A 24463-nucleotide genomic window follows, 5' to 3' on the forward strand; every position below is an offset into this window, starting at 1 on the left:
GCGCGGGGCCGGTCAGGCCGCTATCGGGGTCTGCTCGGCGGCCGGCCGGCGTGTCGCCGCCGTGCGCCGGGTCAGCAGCCGGTCGAGGCCGAAGGCGCCCGAGCCGGTGAAGACGAGCAGCAGGAACGCCCAGCAGAACAGCACCGACATCTCGCCGCCGTTCTGGATGGGCCACAGCGCGACGCGCTGGTGCACGTCGAAGTAGGCGTACGCCATCGAGCCCGAGGCGATCAGCGCGGCACCGCGGGTACCGAGGCCGAGCAGGACGAGGCCGCCGGCGACGAGCTGGATCACGGCCGCGTACCAGCCGGGCCAGGTGCCGGACGGGATCGTCCCGCCACTGCCCATGGCGCCGCCGAGGACGCCGAAGAGCGAGGCGGCACCGTGCACCGCGAAGAGCAGGCCGAGGACGACGCGGAAGAGCCCGAGGACGTAGGGCTGAGCGGAATTGAGGCGTGCGGACATGACGAGGGGTCTCCTCTTCGGTGCGGTCGGGCCGGCCGGGGACGGGCCGGTCGTGGGGGCGGCGGTACCGAATGGAGGACCCAGGTTAGGGGTACCTAATCGATGCTTGCAAGTTCAACATTTGGCCATGGTTCCGCCTACGCTCGCGGCACCGCGCCGGCCCCAGCCGCACGTGGGGCACCCCGCGCCGGCGCACCGGCGCCCGAAAACCTGACCGGTTCCGCGTCTGGACGGACACCCCGCAGCCGCCCCACGCCCCCCCACCGGACACCCCGAGCGGGGCCTACCCCGCCTCCCGCACGGACCGCCCGCGCACCTCCAGGCCCCCCAACAGGTCCGCCGTGGCCTGCGCCACGGCCTCCACGGCCCGGTCGAAGACCTCGCGGTTGTGGGCGGCGGGGGCACGGAAACCCGAGACCTTCCGCACGTACTGCAGCGCGGCGGCGCGGATCTCGTCCTCGGTGGCCTCTTCGGGCAGTACGGGCGGGCGCAACGTCTTGATACTCCGGCACATGCCCCCAGTCTCACGCGGATCGCTCCGCCCTGGAAGGATCACGCCGAAGGCGGCCACCGAACCCCGGGGCCGACCGACGAGAGGAACACCCTCGTGACGACACAGCGCACCGTGGCCGTCCTCGGCCCCGGCGGCATCGGCGGCCTCCTCGCCGCCCTCCTGTCCCGCTCCGGGCACCGCGTGGTCTGCCTGGCCCGGGAAGCCACGACCGACACCCTGCGCACCGACGGAATCCGGGTCCGCAGCCGCCTGTTCGGCGACTTCACCGCCCCCGTGGAGGCCGACACCCGACTGCGCGAACCGGTGGACGCCTGCCTGATCGCCGTCAAGCACACGGGCCTGGACACCGCCCTCGCCCGCCTGGCACCCGACCGCCTCGGGGACGCCCTCGTCGTCCCCCTCCTCAACGGCGTCGAACACCCCGCGACCCTGCGCGCCCGCTACCGCCCCGACCGCGTCGCCCCCGGCGTCATCCGTGTGGAGTCGACCCGCACGGCACCCGGCGTGATCGAACACGGCAGCCCCTTCGCGGAGATCGACCTGGCCGGCGACGGTGTACCCCGCCCCCGGCTGGACTCCCTGGCCGAGGTGCTCACCGACGCGGGGGTGACCACCCGCGTGCTGGCGGACGAGACGGCCGCCCTGTGGGCGAAGCTGGCCTTCCTCGCCCCCTTCGCCCTGCTCACCACCCGTTACGGCGTCCCCGTCGGCGAGGCCCGCACGCTGCACCGCGAGGAACTGGAGTCCCTGGTCGCCGAGACCGCCGCGGTGAGCCGCGCCTGCGGCGCCCCCACCGACCCGGCCCAGTCCCTGGCACGCTTCGACGCCTTCCCTTCGTCGACGAAGTCCTCGATGCAACGTGACGCCGAGGCCGGACGCCCGCTCGAACTCGACGCCATCGGGGGCGCGTTGCTGCGCGCTGCGGACCGTCACGGCGTTCCGGTACCGGTGACGTCCCGCCTGGTGCGGGAACTGCGCGCGGCCGGCCACTGAGCACCCCGCCGGCCCGGCGGCCCAACGACCACCGGGCCGGCACCGGGTGCGCGGGTGCGCCCCGCGTCAGCCCTCAGGCCCTGAACACTCGTTCGCGTGAACCTCACATCCGAACTCGCCACGCAAAATCGAACAGGCGTACCATTGCCGCGTGGCTAAGACCTATGACTTCCCCAGTGACCTCCGCGCCGGCCAGGAGGAGCTGCATCAGGTCCGGGCCGAGCTGTCGGCGCTGCTCAAGCGGCTGCCCTGGTCGGTCGAGCCGGCGGACGGCTTCAGCGACGACAACGGCTGGCGCAAGGTGGAACGGCCCGCGTCCCCGGGCTGGACGGCGGACGAGCAGGCCGAGGTGGAGAAGCTGCGCCGACGGGAGCACGAACTGGCGGTGTTCGTCAGCGGCCACCGCTTCTGGGCCGAGGTCGCCCCGGCGGACCGGGTCGAGGCCCGCACGAGGCTGAAGCACGCCCACGAGGAAACACCCCCGGAGCCCCCCGCCCCCGCGACCTGAAACGAGGAAAGCCCCCGACCGACCCGGCCGGGGGCTCCCTGAACGTGGGCGCGGACGGTTTCGAACCGCCGACATCCTGCTTGTAAGGCAGGCGCTCTACCCCTGAGCTACGCACCCGTTTCTCCCCAGGACAACGCCCAGGATGAGTCGACAGCCTACATGGCCGACGGCGGTGCACGGCAAACCCGAAAAGCCCGTGGGCCGCGGAGTTCGCCGTCCCCCACCGAACCGACCGCCCCGTGTGTTCGTCCATCCCGGGTGGGAGAATGGCTCCACGCACGGCGGATCACAGCACGGGAGAGGGATGTGACGGGGACACCGGGCACGCCATCGACGCGGTCGTACCCGCCGTCGACCTCAAAGGCCCGGGGCGGGTCCTCGGCTCTGCGGGACACCCTGACGCTGATGGCGCTGCCGGCGCTGGCCGTGCTCGCGCTGCCGGGTGCGTTCGCCGGGGGTGGTACGCGGCGCTGGTTCGGCGGGCGGGCGGAGGGTCAGCGGGCCGAGGCGCAGGCGGCGAAGGACGCCGCGGCCGCCGCGTTCTACGAGCTGGACACCGCCCAGCGGGATCTGCGGATCTCGGTGGAGACGATCACGGCCGTCGACGACTCCCCCGACGCGCGGCGCGCGGTGGCCGACTTCGACGCGCTGGGCGCGCGGATCGACGAGGTCAGTCAGCGGTACATCCAGGCCGTGGACGCCCATGACCTGGACCGGGACGACCTGGAGGCCGCCGTGGCGGCCCGGGCGCGTACGGAGCTGACCGCGGCCAAGGACGAACTGGTGCGGGTCAAGCAGGAGCTGGACCGGTTCGGCAGTTCGCTGGGGCCGCTGCTGGGCAAGGCCGAGACCCAGCTCGCCCGGCTCGCCCCGGCCGTGGAGCGGGCGCGGCAGGCGCTGCTGGGCGCGAGCAACGCGCTGGACGCGGTACGGCAGCGCGGGCTGGGGGCCGATGACCTGGCGGCGCGGCTGGCGGCGCTGTCGCCGGAGCTGACCCGGCTGAACCAGGGTGCCGGTCAGCACGGGGTGCCGCAGACGCTGGAGCGGGCCGAGCGGGTGCAGCGGGAGGCCGCGGCGATCCTGGCGGAGGCGGAGCGGCTGCCGGAGAAGGCGGCCGAGGTGGATCACCGGCTGGTGAGTCTGCGGACGCGGGCGCAGGCGCTGACGACCCGGGCGGGGCAGGTCGATCCGGTGCTGAGCGAGCTGCGGCGCAGGTTCGCGGCCGCGTGCTGGCAGGATCTGCAGCAGGTGCCGGCGCAGGCCGCGGAGAACGTGCGGCAGGCGGAGCTGAAGCTGCGCGAGGCGCAGGCGGCCCGGGACGCGCAGCGGTGGCCGGACGCCACGTCGCTGCTGTCGACGGTGCGGGCGCTGCTGAACGCGACGGACGAGGCGGTGTCGGCCGCGGGTGACCGGCTGGCCCGGCTGAACGCGGTGCAGAAGGATCCGCAGCAGGAGATCGAGCGGACACGGTTCGCGATCCGGGACGCGCAGCGGCTGGCGATGACGGGGCGGTCGACGCCGGATCCGCGGCACGCCCGGCCGCTGGACGACGCGGTGGCGCGGCTGGAGCGGGCGGTCGGGGGGCTGGAGGGCCGCCATCCGGACTACTGGCACTTCCTGACCGAGACGGAGGGCGTGCGGCAGGCGGTGGCCCGGGTGGTGGGGCAGATCCGGGAGGAGCGCGGGGGCGGGCGCTGAGCCGCGTGTGTTGCCGGGTGGGGCGGGGCGGGCGGATATTGAAAGAGGACGGATGGCCTCCGCTAATCGCCCGAGGGAGGCGGATATGGCCACACACGTACACGCACGCCCGCGCCGGCGGATCCGGTTCGACGAGCATCTGCCCGTCGACCACCGGCTGAACCTGGTGTACCGGATCGGTGCCGGTCTGATCGGTGGTTTCCTGGTCGCCTTCGGCATCCTGGGCCTGATCGACCACATCGGCTTCTTCGACACCGGCGGGAACTCGGTCGCCGGCCTGAACAGCAACGGCACGCTGAGTGTGCTGTCGATCTGCATCGGTGCGTTGCTGCTGGTCGGCATGGTGATCGGCGGCAACTTCGCGTCGACGCTGAACATGGTCCTGGGTGTGCTGTTCCTGCTGAACGGCTTCCTGTTCCTGGGTCTGCTGGACACCCCCAACAACTTCCTGGCGTTCCGGATCCAGAACGTGCTGTTCAGCTTCGTGGTGGGGCTGTTGCTGATGACGTTCGGCATGTACGGCCGGGTCGGGTCGGTGCTGCCGTACGACAACCCGTACTGGCGGGCCCGGCACCCCGAGCCGGGCACCGAGCCGCCGGGGAACGAGCACGAGACGGGTGTGCCGCCGGTGACGGCGCCGATGCCCGGCAAGCTGGGCAGGAGCGGACGGGACGGGATCGACCGGCCGGAGTGAGTGACCGGGTGACCGGCCTCGTGCCCTGGGGTGTGGGCGTGAGGCCGGTTAACCTGTGCGCATGCCTCGCTACGAGTACCGCTGCCGGACCTGCGGCGACACGTTCGAACTCAGCCGTCCCATGGCGGAGTCCTCCGCTCCCGCCGCCTGCCCCGCGGGCCACGACGACACGGTGAAGCTGCTGTCGACGGTGGCCGTGGGCGGTGGCTCGTCGGCCGCGCCGGCCCCGGCGCCCCGGGCGGGCGGGGGCGGCGGGGGCTGCTGCGGTGGTGGCTGCTGCGGCTGACTGCGGCCCGGTGCGGGTCAGGTCAGGTCTGGTGCCGGGCGGCCCGCAGGAACTCCCGGACGATGCGCTCCCCGGCGAGCACTCCGCGCTCGGGGAGCGCGCTGATGTGCGGGGCGTGCCAGTCGCTGTCGGCCAGTTCGCCGTGTCCGGGGCGCCAGCCGCGGTCGGCGGCGAGCAGGAGGTCGGCGTCGAGCAGGGAGTCGCCGGCCGCGAGGGTGAGTTCGGCGCCGGTGCGGCGGGCGACCTCGCGGACGGCGGCGCTCTTGGTGAGCGGTCTGGGTACGGCGTAGATCTTGCGGCCCTGGAGTGAGACGGTCCAGCCGCGGGGTTCGGCCCAGACGGCCAGTTCCTTGACCCAGTCCTCGGGCAGCAGCTCGCGTTCGACGACGAGGTAGGCGAAGAGGTCCTCGGCGACGCGGTGCTTGCGGACCCAGACGGGGTCGGCGGTGCGCATGAGGTGGTCGCGGATCTCGTCCAGGGGTGCGCACTCGTCGGCGAGGCGGGCCTGTACGGCGGTGTGCCAGTCGTGGTCGGTGTCGCCGTCGACGAGCAGGTGGCCGCCGTTGGCGCAGATGGCGTAGGCGGGCTGGGGGCCGGGCAGGTTGATGCGCTGGTACTGCTTGCGGGTGCGGGTGGTGGTGGGGACGAAGACGGCGGTGTCGCCGAGGTCGGTGAGGAGCTGGGCCGCGGTCTCGGTCAGGTACGACAGGGGCTTGCTCTCGTGGACCTCGACGCAGAGCAGCCGGGGTGCCCGGGCGTCGGGCATGGTCAGGGCGAGGGCCGCCGAGGAGTAGATCAGGGTGCGGTCGAGGTCGCTGGCGACGAGTACCGGCATCAGAGGTTCACCGCCTTGCCGTCGGCGCCGGTGGCGCCGCGGGTGTAGCGCGGGTGGATGAGTCCGACGCAGGTGTAGGGCAGGTCGCCGACCTCCTCGACGGGTACGCCGCGCTGTGCGGCGAGCAGGCGTACATGGTCGAGGTCGGGTCCGGCGCCGGCCTTGGCGAGGATCTTCCAGGGGACGCGGCGCAGCAGGACGCGGGTGGTCTCGCCGACGCCGGGCTTGACGAGGTTGACGTCGTGGATGCCGTACTCCTCGCTGATGCGTGCGACGGCCTGCCAGCCGGCCCAGGTGGGGGTGCGGTCGGTGGCCATGAGGTCCTTCACGGCGTCGTCGACGGTGTCGGTGACGTCGGGGAAGTGGGCGCACACGGCGTCGAGGAAGGGCACGGAGACGTCGGCGCCGGTGAGTTCGCGGTAGTACTTGGCGCCGTGGAAGTCGTCGGGGCCGACGAGGTCGGCGCGCAGGACGGTGCGGGATATGAGGCCGGAGACGGTGGAGTTGAGGCAGGCGGAGGGGATGAGGAAGTCCTCGCGGGTGCCGTAGGTGCGGACGCAGGAGCCGGGGTCGGCGAGGACGGCGATCTCCGGGTCGAAACCGGTGATGCCTTCCTTGCGCTCGAAGTCCTCGATGGCCTGGGCGAGTTCGCGGGTGATGGCGCCCTTGCCGGTCCAGCCGTCGATGAAGACGACGTCCCGGGGGTCGTGGTGGGCGGCGAGCCAGCGCAGTGCGTTGGCGTCGATGCCGCGGCCGCGGACGATGGAGACGGCGTAGTGGGGCAGGTCGAGGCCGTGCCGGTGCTGGGCCCAGCGGCGCATGAGGACGCCGACGGGGGTGCCGGCGCGGGCCAGGGAGACGAGGACGGGGCGGGGGGAGCGCTCGGCGAGGACGGTCTCGGTGACGACGCCGACGGCCTGGGCGAGGCGGGCGGCGGAGGTGTCGAGGGCGGTGTGGAAGAGCTGCTGGTACTGGTCGCTGGGCTGGTACTCGACGGGCAGTGACTCGGCGTAGTGGGCGCCGCCGCTCTGGATGGCCTCCTCGCGTTCCTCGGTCGGCGCTTCCAGGGTGACGTCCGAGAGGTCCTGCAGCAGCCAGCCGACGTCCTCGGGCGGGTAGGAGGAGAAGGCGGGGCCGCGGAGGGGCTCGGGCAGCATGGGCGCGCTTTCGGGGAGGGTGAGGGGCTCGGGGGCGTAGGCGGGTACGACGGCGAGCAGGACGTGCGGGGTGTGGGCGGCGAGGCGGGCCAGCAGGCCGTCGGGGGCGTGCAGGGCGGGGGTGTCGGCGGCGGAGTCCACGAGGGCGACGACGGCGTCGAAGCCGGCGCCGGCGACGTTGTAGGCGTAGCGCTCGCCGGGGCCGTCGGCGGGGTCGTCGTGGGCGGGGAAGACCAGGCGGGTGCGGATGGCGTAGCCGGGGTCGTCTACGGCGAGGACGGGTGAGCGGGTGGTGGTGGAGTAGCGGATCTCGGCGGGGTGGGTGCGTTCGAGTTCGCGGGCGATGCGCAGCGGGGCGTACATCAGCTCCTCGAAGCCGAGCACGAGGACGCGGCGGGCGGTGGCGGGCAGGGCCTCGGCGACGCGGGCGGCCATGGCGGGCAGCGCGGTCTCCAGGCGGGCGCGGTGGGCGGGGGTGAAGCCGTGCCGGCCGCCGTCGGGCAGGGCGGGGGGCCAGTGCAGGTCGATCCGGGTGGTGCGGTCGTCGTGCGGGGGCCGGTGCGCGGCCGTGGGGGTGGTGCCGGTGGTGTCGGCGGGGGTGTGGTGGGCGACGAGTTCCTGTCCCCTGCGGAGGACGTCCTGCGGCAGTCGTACGGTGCCGGAGGCGGCGGCGACCAGGTCGACGCGGGCGCCTATGTCGTCGGCGAAGCGGCTGAGGCGGGCGCTGTCCTCGGCGGAGCGCATGTCGACGAGGGCGACGACCACGTAGTGGCGGCGCGGGTGGCGTGCGTGCAGGTCGCGGATGGTGTTGAGGACGGTGTTGCCGGTGGAGAACTCGTCGTCGACGAGGACCAGCGGGCCGTCGCCGGCGAGCAGGGCGGTGTCCTCGGGGAGCAGCAGGTGGGAGGTGGCGTGGGAGTGGGACTCCTCGAAGCCGCCGGCGGGGGTGAGGCCGGGTACGGGGCGGCGGGTGGAGTGCAGGTAGGGGGCGAGGCCGAGGCCGTCGGCGACGCAGTGGCCGAGGCCGGTGGCGGTCTCGGCGTAGCCGAGGACGACGGCGGAGGCGGCCTGGGTGTCGCCGAGGAGTGCGCGCACGCGCCGGCCGAGGCGGTATCCGTGGTCGTAGACCACGGAGGGCGACTGGGGTACGTGCTTGCCGAGCACGTGGGAGACGAGCAGGTGGGCCCGCTTGGGGTTGCGGCGCAGCGCGAGCCCCAGCAGGGCCCGCAGGCCGTCGTCGCCCTCCAGTCCGACGCCGAGTCGCTCGGCGACCCAGGTGCCGGACCAGACTCCGTCGTTCACTGCGTTGTTCATGCGTTCCTTGGGTTGCGGAGGGTCGGCCGGTGCGTCCGGCGGTGTCAGGCGGGTATTCCGGCGGTGAGCAGTTCGACGAAGCCGATGTCCTCGTTGGCCACGCCGAAGACCTCGGCGCGCAGCAGGGTCCGCTCGGCCCAGGCGCGGTGCGGTTTCACTTCGTTCATCTTGTTCGTGTAGGCCGACCGGAGTACACCCCCGCCGCCGCGTTCCGGCCGGAGGATGTCCTGGGCGTCGCTGAACTCCTCGTGGCTGACCACGGACAGCGCGTGCACGGGCAGGACGTGGGAGGGGTGGATGCAGGTCTTGCCGAGCAGGCCGTTGGCCTGGTCGAGGGAGATCTCCCGCAGCAGTCCGTCCATGGCGTGTTCGATGAGCTTCTCGCGCAGTTCGACGGCCTGCACCTCGAGGAAGGGGCTCTGCCGCAACTGTGGCTTGAACATGCGCTCGGGAACGCGGAAGTACTCCCAGACCGGTCCGGTCACGGTGAATCCGGTGCCGTCGGCCCGGCCGAGCATGTTGACGACGTCGGCGATCACGGAGGCGACGACCTGGACGTCGTAGGCGGTCATGTCGGGGGCCCGGCGCAGGCCGTAGGAGGAGCAGAAGTCGGTGACGCCGAGGCGCAGGGCAAGTACCCGGTCGCGGAACTTGTCGACGGCGCGGGCGATGCCCTCCAGGGTGTCGACGCGGGACTCGCGGTAGAGGAGTTCGGGGGACTCCAGCACGGGCATGGCGAACAGGCGGCGGCCGCTGTGGGCCTCGGCGTGGCCGAGGGCGTCCAGGAAGGGCAGGCCGCGTTCCTCGGTGAACTTGGGCAGGACGAACCCGGAGAGCAGCCGTACGGAGGCGCCGAGGCGCTGGACGAGGTCGGGTATCTGTTCGGGGGTGCGGACCCGGATGAACAGCAGGGGCGGCTCGGTGCCCGGGCGGGCGTCGAGGTCGGCGAACTGGCGGACGAGGTTCTCCTCGCCGGCGACGACGTCGGCGTCGTCGATGGAGTCCTCCAGGCACAGCACCATCGAGACGACGCCCTGGGCGGCCTGTTTGGTGATGTCGTCGGCGAGCCTGGGCCGGGTCGCCGGGCTGTACAGCGTGGCGCCCAGGGCGGCGGAGAGCAGTCTGGCCGGGGAGTCGGCGGTGAACGCGCAGGGTTCCTGGTGGAAGAGGCGCTGTCGCTCCGCGGGGGCGATGTGCCCGAAATGACGCATAGGACTCCTCAGGGCGCGAGCCGAGCCTGTGGATTCGGTAAAGGGTGGCCGGTAATAGTACGTAGGGATGGATGTCGGGAGTTCCCTTCGGGCATGAATTTCCGGTAACTCGCCCGTGTCGGCGTCACCACCCCCCGCATTGTCGTGGCCAGGACCGAGAGGGCAGGATGACCGCATGACGCACGCGATGCTGAAGGGGTCCAACGTCCCACTGAAGGCCACCACGGTGCGCGCCGTGCTGCGCTGGACGCCCGGGCAGGGGGTTCCGGACGTGGACGCCTCGGCGCTGCTGCTGGGTCCCGACGGCCGTGTGCGCTCCGACGAGGACTTCGTCTTCTACAACCAGCCCCGGCATCCGTCCGGCACGGTGTGGCGGCTGGGCAAGAAGCGGGTCACCGAGGGGCTCACCGACACGATCCAGTCAGAACTGACCGGGGTGGAGCCGGAGGTCGGCCGCATCCTGCTGGTCGCGTCGGCGGACGGGATGACCTTCGACCGGGTGCCGGCCCTGTGCATCGTGCTCTACGACGCCTCCGTGGCCGACGGCGAACCGCTGGCGCACTTCGAGATCAAGCCGGAGACCGGCGCGGAGACCGCGCTGATCTGCGGTGAGCTGTACCGGCGCGGGGAGGGCTGGAAGTTCCGTGCGCTGGGTGAGGGCTATTCGAACGGCCTGAAGGGCCTGGCGACGGACTTCGGCATCTCGGTGGACGAGTCGGAGGCGGAGGAGGAGCGGGGACAGGCCCCGCCGGAGACCACCTCGCAGCCGCTGCCGCCGGAGCAGCCGACGTCGGTGCCGCCGCAGCCGGCGTACGGCTATCCGCAGCCGACGTCGGCGCGGCCGGTCCAGCAGCCGTCGTACGGCTATCCGCAGCCGGAGAGCCGGCCCGCCTACGGCTATCCGCAGGCGCCGCAGCCGGCCCTGACGGCTCCGCTGGACCCGAACTTCCGGCTGCCGCCGCAGGGGCCGCAGTTCATCGGCCGGTAGGGGTCACCGCTCCACCTTGGTCTTGTAGCCGCGGCCCCAGGTCAGGCCCCAGCCGTAGAGCCGGTCGAGCTCGCCCTGGAAGCCGTAGACGAACTTGACCTCGCGGCGGACGAGCAGTTCGTCCTTGACGTTCTCGATCATCACGACGGCGCACGAGCGGGCCTGGGGGTGCCGCTCGTCGAGGCCTATCTCGATGCGGGGGCCGTTGCTGGGATAGAGCGTCACGATCGCGTGGGTGCGGTCGAAGGCGGGGGTCTGGTCGTAGATGTACACGAAGACCAGCAGCCGCTTGATCGCCTCGCGGTGGTCCAGGTTGACGTACATGGTCTCGCCGGACGCCGAGCCGAACCGGTCGTCGCCGCTGAGCTTGATGTACGGCGGTGCGTTGACGTCGCCGAGGTAGCCGCCGAGGGGCTGGACGACCCCCTTGGTGCCGTCCGTCAGCTCGTACAGGCAGCCGAGGTCGAGGTCGACGTTGACCATGCTCTGGCCGTGTCCGAGCACCTCGGGGGGCCGCAGGGCCTTGAAGGGGTGCCGGAAGAGGCTGGAGCGCTGGTTCTGGTCGAAGTCGGAGGTCCGCATCCGCCAGGCCAGGTTGATGCGCAGATGGCCGGTGGCCGCGTCCTGTTTGGTGAGGGACACCTGCTGGTGCCGCCTGGTCAGCTCGATCGCGTTGGTCGCCGCGCTGCCCGAGTCGAAGTCGGCGGCTCGTCCGCCCCGCAGCCCGTCGAAGAATCCCATTCCCGCCCCCGGATGGTGGTCTGTGAACGCCGTCGGGGCGGCCGACCGTGTCGGCCGCCCCGAACAGAGCGTTCCTCACCGGACGGGGCGCCACACCCCGTCACGTCCCTGATCATGCCCGTAGGGGGCGTCCAGGGGTCGTGGTCCGTCCGGTCAGACGCCGGAGGAGACCTCGGCCTTCTCGCCCGCGCCGTCGCCGGACTCCGCGAGGGCGCGGTTGCGGCGGACGGAGGACCAGAAGGACCAGGCGATCAGGACGACGCCGACGAGGCCGGTGATGACCTCGTTGATCTCGTACTGGATGGTGACCATGAGGATCACGGCCAGGGCGCCGATCGCGTAGTGGGCGCCGTGCTCCAGGTAGACGTAGTCGTCCAGGGTGCCCTGGCGGACCAGGTACACGGTGAGCGAGCGGACGTACATCGCGCCGATGCCGAGGCCGAGCGCCATCAGGACGATGTCGTTGGTGATGGCGAAGGCGCCGATCACGCCGTCGAAGGAGAACGACGCGTCCAGGACCTCCAGGTAGAGGAACATGAAGAAGGCGGCCTGGCCGGCCAGCACGACGGCGGGCTTCTTCTTGCCCGTGCGGGCGGCCTCTTCCTCCTCCTCGTGCTCGCGCTCCTCCTCTTCCTCCAGCTTGTCCTCGAAGTAGCCGGAGAGGCCGCCGACGACCATGTAGGTGATCAGGCCGGCGATGCCGGCGATCAGGACGGTCTGTGCCTTGTCGGCGTGCGCGCCGCCGTGCTGGTGGGCGTGGGTGGCGAAGGTGAAGGAGGTGATCAGCAGGACGACCAGGGCGATGCAGACCGACAGCATGTCGACCTTGCCGAGCTTGGCCAGGGGCCGCTCGATCCAGCGCAGCCACTGGATGTCCCGGTCCTCGAAGATGAAGTCGAGGAAGATCATCAGCAGGAACATCCCGCCGAACGCGGCGATCGACGGGTGGGCGTCGGTGACGAGCTGCTGGTAGCGGTCCTTGTTGTTCAGGGCCAGGTCGACGGCTTCGACCGGGCCCATCTTGGCGCTGATGGCGACGATGACGACGGGGAAGACCAGCCGCATGCCGAAGACGGCGATGAGCACGCCGACCGTGAGGAAGATCTTCTGCCAGAAGGCGTTCATCTTCTTCAGGATCCCGGCGTTGACCACCGCGTTGTCGAACGACAGCGAGATCTCGAGGACGGCGAGGATCGCCACGATCCCGAAGGCGGTCCACCCCCCGTAGAACGCCGCCGCGACCAGACCGAGCGCGGTAATCGCGAACGACCAGCCGAAGGTTTTCAGAAGCACAGTGGCTACCCCATCGTGTTGTGGGGGCACCTCCCAGACGAAGTCTGGGGGAGGGTTTCCCCCGCGCTGTACTCAGCTTTTACGAAACGTTGACTCCGAAGTCTAGAGCGATGCCGCGCAGCCCCGAGGCGTACCCCTGCCCCACGGCCCTGAACTTCCATTCGCCCTGGTAGCGATAGAGCTCGCCGAAGATCATCGCGGTCTCGGTGCTGGCGTCCTCGCTGAGGTCGTAGCGGGCCAGTTCCTGCCCGTCGGCCTGGTTGACCACGCGGATGAACGCGTTGGACACCTGTCCGAAGGTCTGGCCGCGCTCGTCCGCCAGGTGGATCGAGACGGGGAAGATGACCTTCTCACACTGGGGCGAGACCTTGGTCAGGTCGATCAGAATCGATTCGTCGTCGCCCTCGCCCTCACCGGTGAGGTTGTCACCGGTGTGCTCCACCGAGCCGTCGGGGCTGGTGAGCTGGTTGTAGAACACGAACCACTCGTCCCCCAGCACCCGGTTGCTCCCGCCGCACAGCAGGGCGCTGGCGTCGAGGTCGAAGGGGGCGCCGGTGGTGGAGCGCGCGTCCCAGCCGAGCCCGATCAGGACGTTGGTGAGGTTCGGTGCGGCTTTGGAGAGGGAGACGTTGCCTCCCTTGGCGAGCGTGACGCCCATGATGCTGGTCCTCCCCTGATGGTGCTTTCCCTGGTTGTCCTGCACGTCCGGCGCCGACCGTAAACGGTGCGACGCCGGACGGATGCGGGGGCTTCGTGCGTCAGACGTTGACGCCGAAGTCCTGGGCGATGCCGCGCAGGCCCGAGGCATAGCCCTGGCCGATGGCACGGAACTTCCACTCCGCGCCGTGCCGGTACAGCTCGCCGAAGACCATCGCGGTCTCGGTGGAGGCGTCCTCGCTCAGGTCGTAGCGGGCGATCTCCTGCTCGCCCGCCTGGTTCACCACGCGGATGAACGCGTTGCGGACCTGGCCGAAGGACTGCTGGCGGTTCTCGGCGTCGTAGATCGACACCGGGAAGACGATCTTCTCGACGTCGGCCGGGACGCCGGCCAGGTTGATCTTGATCTGCTCGTCGTCGCCCTCGCCCTCACCGGTGATGTTGTCACCGGTGTGCTCCACCGAGCCGTCGGGGCTCTTGAGGTTGTTGAAGAAGACGAAGTGCTGGTCGCTGGCGACCTTGCCGGAGCTGTTCAGCAGCAGCGCGCTGGCGTCGAGGTCGAAGTCGGTGCCGGTCGTGGTGCGCACGTCCCACCCGAGACCTACGATCACGGCGGTGAGGCCCGGGGCCTCCTTCGTCAGCGATACGTTGCCGCCCTTGCTGAGGCTGACTCCCACGGGTCCTCCATGTGGTGTCCAGGGGCGAGAGCCCCGTCGTGCTACGGATATGGGATCAACGTGCCGATCCTAGTGACGGGTTCCCGCCCCCCGCAGACCCTGGACCCGAAGAACCACAGGTGTCGGATCACCGGTCGGTCACCCGTCGGCTCACAGGGCGTCGAGCGCCTTCACGTACTCGTTCAGGTCGCGCGCGTCCGGCAGGCCGTTGACCACGGTCCACCGCACGACACCCTCCTTGTCGATGACGAAGGTGCCCCGGACGGCGCAGCCCTTGTCCTCGTCGAAGACGCCGTAGGCGCGCGAGACGTTGCCGTGCGGCCAGAAGTCGGAGAGCAGCGGGTACTCCAGGCCCTCCTGCTCGGCGAAGACGCGCAGGGTGTGGATGGAGTCGTTGGAGACGGCGAGGAGCTGCGTGTCGCGGTCCGCGAACTGCGGCAGGTTGTCGCGCAGCTCGCACAGCTCGCCGGTGCACACGCCGGTGAAGGCGAAGGGGTAGAAGAGCAGGACCACGTTCTTCTCGCCGCGGTAGTCGGCGAGCCGCACCGGGCGGCCGTGGTTGTCCTTGAGCTCGAAATCGGGCGCCTTGTCGCCGACCTGGATCGCCATCGTCGTGCTTCCCTTCGGTGGGCTGAGCGGGTGAGAGCGCGGCAGACGCTCGGCACCACCCTACGCAGCGATCACCACGGGGCAGGAAGGGGCTCACGGACGGGCCGGCCGGTGCCGGCCCGTCCGAGGCGCCCAAGGGCGAGGCGGTCCTACCTCTTGCCGGACTTGGCGGCCTTCGGCGTCGCCAGGCGCGAGCCGCTCCAGTCCTTGCCGACGCTGACGCTCTTGGACGCGGTCAGTCCGGCGGTCGTCGCGGCTTCCGAGATGTCGCTCGGCTCCACGTACCCCGAACGGCCGGTCTTCGGCGTGAGGAGCAGGATGGCGCCGCCCTCTTCGATGTACGTGGTGGCGTCCACCAGCGCATCCGTGAGGTCTCCGTCGTCATCACGGAACCACAGCACGACGGCATCGGCCACGTCGTCGTAGTCCTCGTCCATGAGGTCGGCCTCGATGACTTCCTCAATGGCCTCGCGGAGCTCCTGATCGACGTCGTCGTCGTAGCCGATCTCCTGGACCACCTGCCCGGGCTGGAACCCCAGCCTGGCGGCAGGGTTCGTCCGCTCCTCCGCGTGGTCCGCGGTCGCGCTCACGGGTTGCCTCCTGATCATGTCTTGATGAATATCTCAGCCACGCGCGTGCGCGAAGCATTGGCCGTAGTCCACACGGGCGGGACGGATCGCGCAAGTACCCGGCCGTTCAGACCGCCGAAACGGTGACGATCCTGGCCGTGTCGCCGCAACTCCTGGCACCGTACCCCGATTCGTCGACGGCCACATCACACCGATGTGCCCGCTTTGCACGGTTCGGAATCATCCGGCGCTCCGAGCCTCGAACAACTATGCCAAGTGCGTCACACCCCGGGCGTATCGTTGCGTTTTGACCGGCCCGGCACCCGGGTCCCCCGGGGTGGAGATGACGTACGCCTCCCCGAGGTACACGATGGGGACCGGTGCAGGAGCGGGAAATGCCGAGAATTATCGAGGCAGAACCGGAAAAACCGAACAAAGCGGCCCTCTGACAGGTAAGGAACAGCGTGCCTTCCGGATCCGATCGCAATCCGATCATCATTGGCGGCCTTCCGAGTCAGGTTCCTGACTTCGATCCCGAGGAGACCCAGGAGTGGCTCGACTCGCTCGACGCCGCCGTGGACGAGCGCGGCCGGGAGCGGGCCCGCTATCTCATGCTGCGCCTGATCGAGCGGGCCCGTGAGAAGCGCGTGGCCGTGCCCGAGATGCGCAGCACGGACTACGTCAACACGATCCCCACCAAGAGCGAGCCGTTCTTCCCGGGCAACGAGGAGATCGAGCGCAAGATCCTGAACGCCACGCGCTGGAACGCGGCCGTGATGGTCTCGCGCGCGCAGCGCCCCGGCATCGGGGTGGGCGGCCACATCGCCACGTTCGCCTCCTCCGCCTCGCTGTACGACGTCGGCTTCAACCACTTCTTCCGCGGCAAGGACGACGGCAAGGGCGGCGACCAGGTCTTCTTCCAGGGCCACGCCTCCCCCGGCATCTACGCGCGCGCCTATCTGCTCGACCGGCTCAGCGCGGACCAGCTCGACGGCTTCCGCCAGGAGAAGTCGAAGTACCCGAACGGGCTCTCCAGCTACCCGCACCCGCGCTCCATGCCGGACTTCTGGGAGTTCCCGACGGTCTCGATGGGCCTCGGCCCGCTCGGCGCGATCTTCCAGGCGCGGATGAACCGCTACATGGAGGCGCGCGGCATCGCCGACACCTCCGACTCGCACGTGTGGGCGTTCCTCGGGGACGGCGAGATGGACGAGCCGGAGTCGCTCGGCCAGCTCAGCATCGCCGCGCGCGAGGGCCTGGACAACCTGACCTTCGTCGTCAACTGCAACCTCCAGCGCCTGGACGGTCCGGTGCGCGGCAACGGCAAGATCATCCAGGAGCTGGAGTCGGTCTTCCGGGGCGCCGGCTGGAACGTGATCAAGCTGATCTGGGACCGCACCTGGGACCCGCTGCTCGCCCAGGACCGCGACGGCGTCCTGGTGAACCGGATGAACACGACCCCGGACGGGCAGTTCCAGACGTACGCCACCGAGTCCGGCTCCTACATCCGTGAGCACTTCTTCGGCGACGACCTGCGGCTGCGCGCGATGGTCGAGAACATGACCGACGACCAGATCCTGCACCTGGGCCGCGGCGGTCACGACCACCGCAAGATCTACGCGGCGTTCAAGGCGGCCAAGGAGCACAAGGGCCAGCCCACGGTCATCCTGGCCAAGACGGTCAAGGGCTGGACGCTGGGCCCGAACTTCGAGGGCCGCAACGCCACGCACCAGATGAAGAAGCTGACGGTCGACGACCTCAAGCGGTTCCGCGACCGGCTGCACCTGCCGATCTCCGACAAGGAGCTGGAGTCCGGCGCCCCGCCGTACTACCACCCGGGCCGGGAGACGGAGGAGATCCAGTACATGCACGACATGCGCAAGGCGTGCGGCGGGTACGTCCCGACGCGTGTCGTGCGCTCCAAGCCGCTCGCGCTGCCGGACGACAAGACGTACGCCACCGTGAAGAAGGGCACCGGTCAGCAGTCCATCGCCACCACGATGGCGTTCGTCCGGCTGCTCAAGGACCTCATGCGGGACAAGGAGATCGGCAGGCGGTTCGTGCTGATCGCGCCGGACGAGTACCGCACGTTCGGCATGGACTCGTTCTTCCCGAGCGCGAAGATCTACAACCCGCTCGGTCAGCAGTACGAGTCGGTGGACCGGGAGCTGCTGCTCGCCTACAAGGAGTCGCCGACCGGCCAGATGCTGCACGACGGCATCTCGGAGGCGGGCTGCACGGCCTCGCTGATCGCGGCCGGCTCCGCCTACGCCACACACGGCGAGCCGTTGATCCCGGTGTACGTCTTCTATTCGATGTTCGGCTTCCAGCGCACCGGTGACCAGTTCTGGCAGATGGCCGACCAGCTCTCGCGCGGTTTCGTCCTGGGCGCGACCGCGGGCCGTACGACCCTGACCGGTGAGGGGCTGCAGCACGCCGACGGCCACTCGCAGCTGCTGGCCTCCACCAACCCGGCGTGCGTCGCGTACGACCCGGCCTACGCCTACGAGATCGCCCACATCGTCCAGGACGGCCTGCGCCGGATGTACGGCGGCGACAGCGAGCACCCGCACGGCGAGGACGTCTTCTACTACCTCACCGTCTACAACGAGCCCATCCAGCACCCGGCCGAGCCGGCCGACGTGGACGTCGAGGGCATCCTCAAGGGCGTCCACCGGATCTCCGCGGGCACGGCCGGTGCCGTCCCGGCGCAGATCATGGCATCCGGTGTCGCGGTGCCGTGGGCCCTGGAGGCACAGCGCATCCTCGCCGAGGACTGGAACGTCCGGGCCGACGTCTGGTCGGCGACCTCCTGGAACGAGCTGCGCCGCGAGGCCGTGGCCGTGGAGGAGCACAACCTGCTGCATCCGGAGGAGGAGCAGCGGGTGCCGTGGGTGACGCAGAAGCTGAGCGGGGCCGAGGGTCCGTTCGTGGCCGTGTCCGACTGGATGCGGTCGGTTCCGGACCAGATCGCCCGGTGGGTGCCCGGGACGTACCAGTCGCTGGGCGCGGACGGCTTCGGCTTCGCCGACACCCGGGGCGCGGCCCGCCGCTTCTTCCACATCGACGCCCCGTCGATCGTGGTGGCGGTGCTGACCGAACTGGCCCGGGAGGGCAAGGTGGACCGGTCGGCGCTGAAGCAGGCGATCGACCGCTACCGGCTGCTGGACGTCTCGGCGGCGGACCCGGGGGCCGCGGGCGGCGACGCGTAGCGCGGGGCCCGGCGGCCGGGAACGTCCGCGCGAACGGGCGAGGGCGGCGGAGCTCGGAGCTCCGCCGCCCTCGTGGCTTGCCTACGATGCGGGCATGGAGCGACGAGCGGCGCAGCTGCGGTGGGAACGGCACACCCAACGGCCCTTGCTGGCGCTGGCCGTGGCCTTCGCTCTCGCGTACGCCGTACCCATCGTGGACGGTTCGGCGGGCCACACCGTGACGTCCCTGTGCACGGTGGTGGAGTGGACGGTGTGGGGCGCCTTCGCCGTCGACTACCTGATGCGGCTGGCGCTCACCCCGCGGCGCGGGGACTTCGTGCGGACGCACTGGCCCGACCTGTGCGCGGTGGTGCTGCCCGTGCTGCAGCCGCTCAGGCTGCTGCGGCTGGTGTCCACGCTGCTGCTGGTGGGGCGGCGGGCCCGGATGGCTCCGCAGATCCGGCTCACCACCTATGTGGTGGGCTCGGTGATCGGGCTGCTGATGTTCGGCTCGCTGGCCGTGCTCTCGGTGGAGCGGGACTCGCCGAACGGGAACATCCGGACGCTGGGTGACGCGGTGTGGTGGTCGTTCACGACCATGACGACCGTGGGGTACGGGGACCACGCCCCGACGACCGGGCTCGGGCGGATGATCGCGGTCGGGCTGATGCTCTCGGGGATCGCGCTGCTCGGTGTCGTCACCGCGAACATCGCCGCCTGGTTCATCTCCCGGTTCGAGAAGGACGACGTGGAGGAGCGGCGGCAGACCGAGGCGATCGCCGCGCTGGCCGAGGAGGTCCGCCTGCTGCGGGCCGAGGTCGCCCGGCTGGCGACGGAGCGGCAGGAACAGCCGCGCTGAAGTGCGGACATGCGGCGGCCCGCGGTGCGGCGGCCGTGCCTCCGCATGTCCCGCGGGCCGGTCGGTCCGTTCGGTCGGGTCCGTTCGGTCCGGTCAGAGCAGTCCGTGTCCCCAAGTGGCCGCGCCCGCCAGGGCGATGATGGCCAGAAGGGTGTCGATGGCGCCCAGCACCAGGGCCACCACGGCCGGGATGCTGTGGTCGGAGGACCATGTGCGGCCCATCGACTGCCAGCCGCAGAACATCGCGACCGGGCCCAGGACGATGCCCAGTGCGAAGAAGCCGGCCACGGCGCAGATCGTGCCGATGACGCCGAGCGTCGCACGGTCCGGCCCGGTCCGTTGCCATGTCCGGCCACGTGACCGGGGGTACCCGCGCGTTCCGTGCCCGAAGCCTGCCATCATCAACTCCCTGGTCGTCGTGGACAGTTCGGCTTCACAGGGCGGGTACCCCGGATATGCGCGGGCAGACCTGCGCGCGCTGCCCCCCTCCAGCAGCGCGCGCCGCGGCCGACGCCCTCCCATGCCCTGCGGAGGACTTGACCCACTGTGACCTGCGGCGCGCGCCGGGAGCGAGGGATCTTCGGTGCCGTCACCCGGATAGGCGAATCCGCCGACCGGGACCGGGCGGTCCGGGATCAGATGTGACCGACGCCCGCGCCCGCCTCCGCGTTCTCGCCGCGCTTGGTGAGCAGCGCGACGAGGACGGCCACCGCCGCCACGCCCGCCGCGACCAGGGAGGCGAGGCTCATGCCGGAGATGAAGGTGTCGTGGGCGACAGCGGTGATCTTCGCGACGAACGGCTCCGGGGTGCCCTTGGCGACCGGGGCCACGCCGACCTGGACGGCCTCGGAGGCCTGGTCCAGCTGCTGCGGGGTGAGCTTCGGCAGTCCGGCGCCGGTCCAGTTGGCCTGGAGGTCGCTGTCGACCTTGGAGGCCATCACGGCACCCAGCACCGCGGTGCCGAGGCTGCCGCCGATCTGCATCGCCGCCTGCTGGAGGCCGCCCGCCACCCCGGACAGCTCCATCGGCGCGTTGCCGACGATGACCTCGGTGGCGCCGACCATGACCGGCGCGAGGCCGAGGCCGAGGAGGGCGAACCAGACGGACATCGCGCCGCTGCCGGTGTCGGCCTTGAGTGTCGACATGCCGTACATGGCGATCGCGGTCGCGGCCATGCCGCCGGCCAGCGGGATGCGCGGGCCGAGCTTGGTGATCGCGGCGCCGGCGAGCGGCGATCCGACGATCATCATGCCGGTGAGGGGCAGCAGGTGCAGACCGGCGTCGATCGGGCTCATGCCGTGCACGTTCTGGAGGTAGAACGTCACGAAGAACAGGCCGCCCATGAAGGCGATCGCCATGAGGACCATGAGGACGACACCCGCGGACAGCGGGACCGAGCGGAACATGCCGAGCGGGATCAGGGGTTCGGCGACCTTCGTCTCCCAGACGGCGAAGAGCACGAACAGCAGCGCCGAGGCACCGATGAACAGCCAGGTCTCGCCGTCGCCCCAGCCCCAGGACGGCGCCTTGATGAGCGCCCACACCAGGCAGAACATCGCGCCGGAGAGCAGGGCGATGCCGGGCAGGTCGAAGGAGCGTGGCGCGTTCTGCGCGCGGTGGTCCAGCAGGATCAGCAGGCCGAGGACGAGGGCGACGAGGCCCACCGGCACGTTGATGAAGAACACCGACTGCCAGTTGACGTGCTCGACCAGGACACCGCCGAGGATCGGGCCGCCCGCGGTGGAGGCGCCGATCACCATGCCCCAGATGCCGATCGCCATGTTGAGCTTCTCGGCCGGGAAGGTCGCCCGCAGCAGGCCGAGCGCGGCCGGCATCAGCAGCGCGCCGAAGAGGCCCTGGAAGACGCGGAAGGTGACGACCGCGGCGATGCTGTGCGACAGGCCGATGGCACCTGAGGCGGCGGCGAAGCCGGTGACGCCGATGAGGAAGGTCTGCCGATGGCCGAAGCGGTCACCGAGCTTGCCCGCGGTGATCAGGGAGACCGCGAGGGCGAGGAAGTAGGCGTTGGTGATCCACTGCACGTCCGAGAAGCTCGCGTGCAGGTCCTTCGCGATGGCCGGGTTGGCGATCGCCACGATGGTGCCGTCGAGGGCCACCATCATGACCCCGACGGCGACGGTGATGAGGGTGAGCCACGGATGGCCGCGCAGCCCGGTGGCCGGGGTCGGCTCCGACGGGGCGGCGGCCGCCTTGTCCCCCGGCCCCGTGGTGTCGACGGTGGTCTGACTAGTCATGTAAGAAGGCTAGTGACAGCCACTGACAATTGACAAACCGATTCACAAGTCGGTAACTGACACCTATGGAAACTCTGCGTGAGCGCAAGAAACAGCGCACCCGTGACGCGCTGGTGCGCTCCGCGCTCGAACTGTTCACGACCCAGGGCTACGAGCGCACGACCGTCGACGAGATCGCCGGGGCCGTCGAGGTCTCGCAGCGCACCTTCTTCCGTTACTTCGCCGGGAAGGAGGAGGTGGCCTTCGCCGTGCAGGAGATGACCGAGGCGCACTTCGTGGCGGCGGTGCGGGCGCGGCCCGCGCACGAGGCGCCGATGGAGGCGCTGCGGCAGGCGGTGCTCGACGGCTGGGACGCCATCCGGGAGACCGTCGAGTCGGCGGTGCCGGTCGAGCTGTACCTGCGCATGTACCGGACGATCGAGTCGACGCCCGCGCTGCTCGCCGCCCATCTGCGGCGCTCGGCCGCCACCGAGGAGACCATCGCCCGGCTGCTGGCCGAGCGCGAGGGTGTCGACGTCGACGCCGACCCGCGGCCACGGCTCGCGGTGGCCGTCTTCGGCGGGGTGATACGGGTCACCGAGCGGCAGTGGAGCACGGGCGAGGACTTCAGTCTGCTGGCAATGCGTCAACTCACCGCGAGCTACCTGGATCAGGTGGGATCGGCACTCATCGGGAACTGGCGCACCACATGAGGACGTTCCGAGATCGTTCGACGCTTGCCGAAACGTGATACCCGTCACTCGGTTCCCGCGAGACCCTCTCGTTCTCCTAGTGTGTCCTCCCAGTGACTTCCTTCGACACCTCTCCGCAACTCAACGTCTGGCGCGCACTGCTCGCGCTGGGCGTGGTGTTCGTGATGCTCGCCACGACCGGCTGGACCGCGCTGCACAGCCACCGTGAGGCGAGCGCGCTGCAGGCCTCGCTCGACAAGTGGCGGCACGGCCACGTCCACGGCCTCCACCTGCCGGACCCCGCCTCCGGCCCGGCGCTGCTCACCCGCTTCTTCGCCTCGCTGACCCCGCACGAACGCGACCGTCTCGCCCACCGCTACCCCCTGGCGGTCGGCAACATGAACGGCGCGCCGGTCCCGCTGCGCTACCGCGCCAACCACATCGCGCTGGGACAGGCCCGCAAGGTCGAGAAGAAACGCATGCACGACAGCCGGCTCAGCACGGCCGGCCAGCAGGAGGCGGGCCAGCGCATGCACCGCTACGAGGCGCTGATGAGCCGCGGCCGCCACATCCTCGCCTTCGACCCCGCCGGCTCGGGCCGGGTCGCCGAGGTGTTCGGCAGCCTCGACCGGGCCGACCGCATCTCGGTCGTCGTCCCCGGTGTCGACACCGACCTGCTCACCTTCCAGAAGACGAACCGCCCCTACACCGCCGCCGTCGGCATGTCCAAGGCGCTGTACACGGCCGAGCGGGCGCAGGGCCCCTCGACGCGCACGGCCGTGATCGCCTGGGCCGACTACACCGCGCCGGACGGCCTCGGCGTGGACGCGGCGACCGGGCTGCGCGCCGAGGAGGGCGCCGTACGCCTGAACGCGCTGCTGCGCGCGCTGCCCGGCCGGGCCCCGGTGTCGATGTTCTGCCACAGCTACGGCTCGGTGGTCTGCGGGGTCGCCGCGCACGGCATGCCCCGCCGGGTGACCGACCTGGCGGTGGCCGCGAGCCCCGGCATGCGGGTCACCCGGGCCTCCCACCTGGGCACCTCGGCCCGCGTGTGGTCGATGCGGGACGCCACCGACTGGGTGCAGGACGTGCCGTACCTGGAGCTCGGCGGTCTCGGGCACGGTGCCGACCCGGTGTCCTCGGCGTTCGGGGCGCGGGTGCTGTCGGCCCGGGAGGCACAGGGCCACGCCGGCTATTTCCAGCCGGGCACGGACAGCCTGCGCAACCTCGCCTACGTGGGGGTGGGCGCCTTCGACGAGGTGACGTGCGCCCGTGAGAACGACGCCTGCCGGGCCGGTCTGCCCGGCACGACCACGGCCGGACGCGCGTAGAAACAGCAGGAAGTGCGGTCTGCGCGGGTGGCGACGGAGGAGCACGTGCCGCATACGATGAGCCGCATGGGTGACGTACTGGCGGGTTTTCATGCCGTCTGGGAGTTCGAGTCCGACTCCGTGCTCATCCGCTACGAACGGGGGATTCGGGCACCGAAGCTGTTCCAGGCGCTCGGCGAGCGGCGGGTCCCGCTGTCCGCGCTCGAAGAGGTGACGCTCACCCCGGGCCGGCGCGGCACGGTCGCGCTGCGGCTGCGGCCGCGCCCCGGTGCCGATCCGCTGATGGAGGCGGCCGCCGGCCAGCTGCCCGAGGGCTCCGACCCGTACCGGCTGGTGCTGCCGGCGGAGCGGGAGACCCTCGCCGAGTACTACGCCGACGAGTTGAAGGCACTGCTGACCGAGACCGCGTCCGGGCCGGCCGACCGCTATCTGGTGGCCGCGCCCGAGGGGCCGATGCAGTTCAAGGCGTACGACGGCAAGGCGTCCTTCGACGGGACGACCGTGCGGTTCCGGTGGTCCTGGACCGGGGCGTCCTCGGCGAAGTGGAAGGCCGGGGACCAGAGTTACCCGGTCACCGGCCTCAGCGGGGTGGAGTGGCGGTCGCCGGAGGTCTTCGAGGGGCATCTGCGGCTGCTGCCGCGCGAGGCCACCGGGCCGGCCGGTCCCGTGCAGCCCGACCAGGACCCGGCCGCCGTGGTCTTCGGCCTCGGCTACGGGCCGGTGCACGAGTCGCTGCCGTTCGCGGCGGCCGTGCTGGCCGCGGTCCGGAACCGGGGGCCGGCACCGGCGGCGGTGCCCGCCCCGGCGCGGCGGGACCCCGCGGACATCGCCGAGCGCATCCGGCACCTCGGGGAGCTGCACGGGGCGGGACTGCTCACGGACGAGGAGTTCTCCGCCAAGAAGGCGGAACTGCTGGCCGAGCTCTAGCCCGTGTCCGCACAGTCCCG

24 protein-coding genes and 1 tRNA gene are annotated in these 24463 nt (G+C 71.0%); 11 read left to right on the forward strand and 14 right to left on the reverse strand.

Annotation, left to right across the window (positions count from 1 at the left end):
* Positions 1-12: 12 nt before the first annotated feature.
* Together PV343_RS22700 and PV343_RS22705 are read right to left on the reverse strand one after the other, a co-directional pair.
* Positions 13-465 (reverse strand): DoxX family protein, encoded by a 453-nt coding sequence (locus tag PV343_RS22700; RefSeq protein WP_319148793.1) that lies wholly within the window; start codon positions 463-465, stop codon positions 13-15.
* A gap of 283 nt (positions 466-748) precedes the next feature.
* A complete protein-coding gene (locus PV343_RS22705; protein ID WP_043475415.1) occupies positions 749-979 on the reverse strand; it encodes a DUF2277 domain-containing protein in 231 nt (76 codons plus the stop codon).
* A 93-nt stretch (positions 980-1072) separates the two neighbouring features.
* Here PV343_RS22705 and PV343_RS22710 point away from each other — a divergent pair, with 93 nt between their 5' ends.
* Positions 1073-1972, forward strand: a complete 900-nt coding sequence (locus PV343_RS22710; RefSeq protein WP_319148794.1) for a 2-dehydropantoate 2-reductase — start codon at positions 1073-1075, stop codon at positions 1970-1972.
* Positions 1973-2123: 151 nt separating this feature from the next.
* Complete coding sequence (locus PV343_RS22715) at positions 2124-2480, forward strand: hypothetical protein (protein ID WP_319148795.1); 357 nt, start codon at positions 2124-2126, stop codon at positions 2478-2480.
* Between the two features lie 45 nt (positions 2481-2525).
* Here the strand turns inward: PV343_RS22715 and PV343_RS22720 are convergent.
* Positions 2526-2597, reverse strand: a tRNA-Val gene (locus tag PV343_RS22720).
* 189 nt (positions 2598-2786) lie between these two features.
* On the opposite strand from PV343_RS22720, the gene PV343_RS22725 reads away from it, so the two are divergent.
* The 3 genes from PV343_RS22725 (at position 2787) to PV343_RS22735 (ending at position 5158) form a co-directional block, all read left to right on the forward strand.
* Positions 2787-4178: a hypothetical protein gene (locus tag PV343_RS22725; protein WP_387949496.1), complete on the forward strand. Its 1392-nt coding sequence runs from the start codon at positions 2787-2789 to the stop codon at positions 4176-4178.
* A gap of 85 nt (positions 4179-4263) precedes the next feature.
* Positions 4264-4872 (forward strand): DUF4383 domain-containing protein, encoded by a 609-nt coding sequence (locus PV343_RS22730; RefSeq protein WP_319148797.1) that lies wholly within the window; start codon positions 4264-4266, stop codon positions 4870-4872.
* A 61-nt stretch (positions 4873-4933) separates the two neighbouring features.
* On the forward strand, positions 4934-5158 hold the full coding sequence (locus PV343_RS22735) for an FmdB family zinc ribbon protein (protein ID WP_043475422.1): 225 nt from the start codon (positions 4934-4936) through the stop codon (positions 5156-5158).
* A gap of 22 nt (positions 5159-5180) precedes the next feature.
* Here PV343_RS22735 and PV343_RS22740 read toward each other — a convergent pair whose 3' ends face one another.
* Genes PV343_RS22740 through PV343_RS22750 form a run of 3 tightly spaced genes read right to left on the reverse strand, consistent with a single transcriptional unit; the run spans position 5181 to position 9675 of the window.
* Positions 5181-5993, reverse strand: a complete 813-nt coding sequence (locus PV343_RS22740; protein ID WP_319148798.1) for an HAD family hydrolase — start codon at positions 5991-5993, stop codon at positions 5181-5183.
* On the reverse strand, positions 5993-8464 hold the full coding sequence (locus PV343_RS22745) for a phosphoribosyltransferase (RefSeq protein ID WP_319148799.1): 2472 nt from the start codon (positions 8462-8464) through the stop codon (positions 5993-5995). Before PV343_RS22745 ends, PV343_RS22740 begins: the two co-directional genes overlap by 1 nt.
* Positions 8465-8508: 44 nt before the next feature.
* A complete protein-coding gene (locus PV343_RS22750; protein WP_319148800.1) occupies positions 8509-9675 on the reverse strand; it encodes an HpcH/HpaI aldolase/citrate lyase family protein in 1167 nt (388 codons plus the stop codon).
* A 175-nt stretch (positions 9676-9850) separates the two neighbouring features.
* Between PV343_RS22750 and PV343_RS22755 the strand changes: the two genes are divergently transcribed.
* Positions 9851-10663 carry a TerD family protein gene (locus tag PV343_RS22755; RefSeq protein ID WP_319148801.1) on the forward strand — a complete coding sequence of 271 codons (813 nt, stop codon included), beginning with the start codon at positions 9851-9853 and terminating at the stop codon, positions 10661-10663.
* Between the two features lie 3 nt (positions 10664-10666).
* Here the strand turns inward: PV343_RS22755 and PV343_RS22760 are convergent, their stop codons facing one another.
* From PV343_RS22760 to PV343_RS22785, 6 genes are all read right to left on the reverse strand, one after another.
* A complete protein-coding gene (locus PV343_RS22760) occupies positions 10667-11404 on the reverse strand; it encodes a TerD family protein (protein WP_319148802.1) in 738 nt (245 codons plus the stop codon).
* 153 nt (positions 11405-11557) lie between these two features.
* On the reverse strand, positions 11558-12697 hold the full coding sequence (locus PV343_RS22765) for a DUF475 domain-containing protein (protein ID WP_020939771.1): 1140 nt from the start codon (positions 12695-12697) through the stop codon (positions 11558-11560).
* Positions 12698-12776: 79 nt separating this feature from the next.
* Positions 12777-13355 carry a TerD family protein gene (locus tag PV343_RS22770; protein ID WP_319148803.1) on the reverse strand — a complete coding sequence of 193 codons (579 nt, stop codon included), beginning with the start codon at positions 13353-13355 and terminating at the stop codon, positions 12777-12779.
* Between the two features lie 100 nt (positions 13356-13455).
* On the reverse strand, positions 13456-14031 hold the full coding sequence (locus tag PV343_RS22775) for a calcium homeostasis/redox stress adaptation protein (protein ID WP_020939773.1): 576 nt from the start codon (positions 14029-14031) through the stop codon (positions 13456-13458).
* Positions 14032-14181: 150 nt separating this feature from the next.
* Entirely contained in the window at positions 14182-14640 is a 459-nt protein-coding gene (locus tag PV343_RS22780) for a peroxiredoxin (RefSeq protein WP_020939774.1), read from the reverse strand.
* A 149-nt stretch (positions 14641-14789) separates the two neighbouring features.
* Positions 14790-15230, reverse strand: coding sequence for a DUF3052 domain-containing protein (locus PV343_RS22785; protein WP_020939775.1), 441 nt, complete (start codon positions 15228-15230; stop codon positions 14790-14792).
* A 443-nt stretch (positions 15231-15673) separates the two neighbouring features.
* On the opposite strand from PV343_RS22785, the gene aceE reads away from it, so the two are divergent.
* Positions 15674-18421 carry a pyruvate dehydrogenase (acetyl-transferring), homodimeric type gene (aceE, locus tag PV343_RS22790; protein WP_319148804.1) on the forward strand — a complete coding sequence of 916 codons (2748 nt, stop codon included), beginning with the start codon at positions 15674-15676 and terminating at the stop codon, positions 18419-18421.
* A 94-nt stretch (positions 18422-18515) separates the two neighbouring features.
* Positions 18516-19259, forward strand: coding sequence for a potassium channel family protein (locus PV343_RS22795; protein WP_319148805.1), 744 nt, complete (start codon positions 18516-18518; stop codon positions 19257-19259).
* A 93-nt stretch (positions 19260-19352) separates the two neighbouring features.
* On the opposite strand, the gene PV343_RS22800 is transcribed toward PV343_RS22795, so the two are convergent.
* Both PV343_RS22800 and PV343_RS22805 read right to left on the reverse strand, forming a co-directional pair.
* The gene (locus tag PV343_RS22800; protein WP_319148806.1) at positions 19353-19661 is read right to left on the reverse strand and encodes a small hydrophobic protein; all 309 of its coding nucleotides are present in this window, start codon (positions 19659-19661) and stop codon (positions 19353-19355) included.
* Between the two features lie 233 nt (positions 19662-19894).
* Positions 19895-21514 (reverse strand): MFS transporter, encoded by a 1620-nt coding sequence (locus PV343_RS22805; protein ID WP_319148807.1) that lies wholly within the window; start codon positions 21512-21514, stop codon positions 19895-19897.
* Positions 21515-21579: 65 nt separating this feature from the next.
* Here PV343_RS22805 and PV343_RS22810 point away from each other — a divergent pair, with 65 nt between their 5' ends.
* The 3 genes from PV343_RS22810 (at position 21580) to PV343_RS22820 (ending at position 24443) form a co-directional block, all read left to right on the forward strand.
* On the forward strand, positions 21580-22206 hold the full coding sequence (locus tag PV343_RS22810; protein WP_319148808.1) for a TetR family transcriptional regulator: 627 nt from the start codon (positions 21580-21582) through the stop codon (positions 22204-22206).
* A 92-nt stretch (positions 22207-22298) separates the two neighbouring features.
* Entirely contained in the window at positions 22299-23516 is a 1218-nt protein-coding gene (locus PV343_RS22815; protein WP_319148809.1) for an alpha/beta hydrolase, read from the forward strand.
* Positions 23517-23582: 66 nt separating this feature from the next.
* Positions 23583-24443 carry a DUF4429 domain-containing protein gene (locus tag PV343_RS22820; protein WP_319148810.1) on the forward strand — a complete coding sequence of 287 codons (861 nt, stop codon included), beginning with the start codon at positions 23583-23585 and terminating at the stop codon, positions 24441-24443.
* The last annotated feature ends 20 nt before the right edge of the window (positions 24444-24463 follow it).

It is taken from the genome of Streptomyces sp. WI03-4A (genome assembly GCF_033792105.1).
GTDB classification, from domain to species: domain Bacteria; phylum Actinomycetota; class Actinomycetes; order Streptomycetales; family Streptomycetaceae; genus Streptomyces; species Streptomyces collinus_A.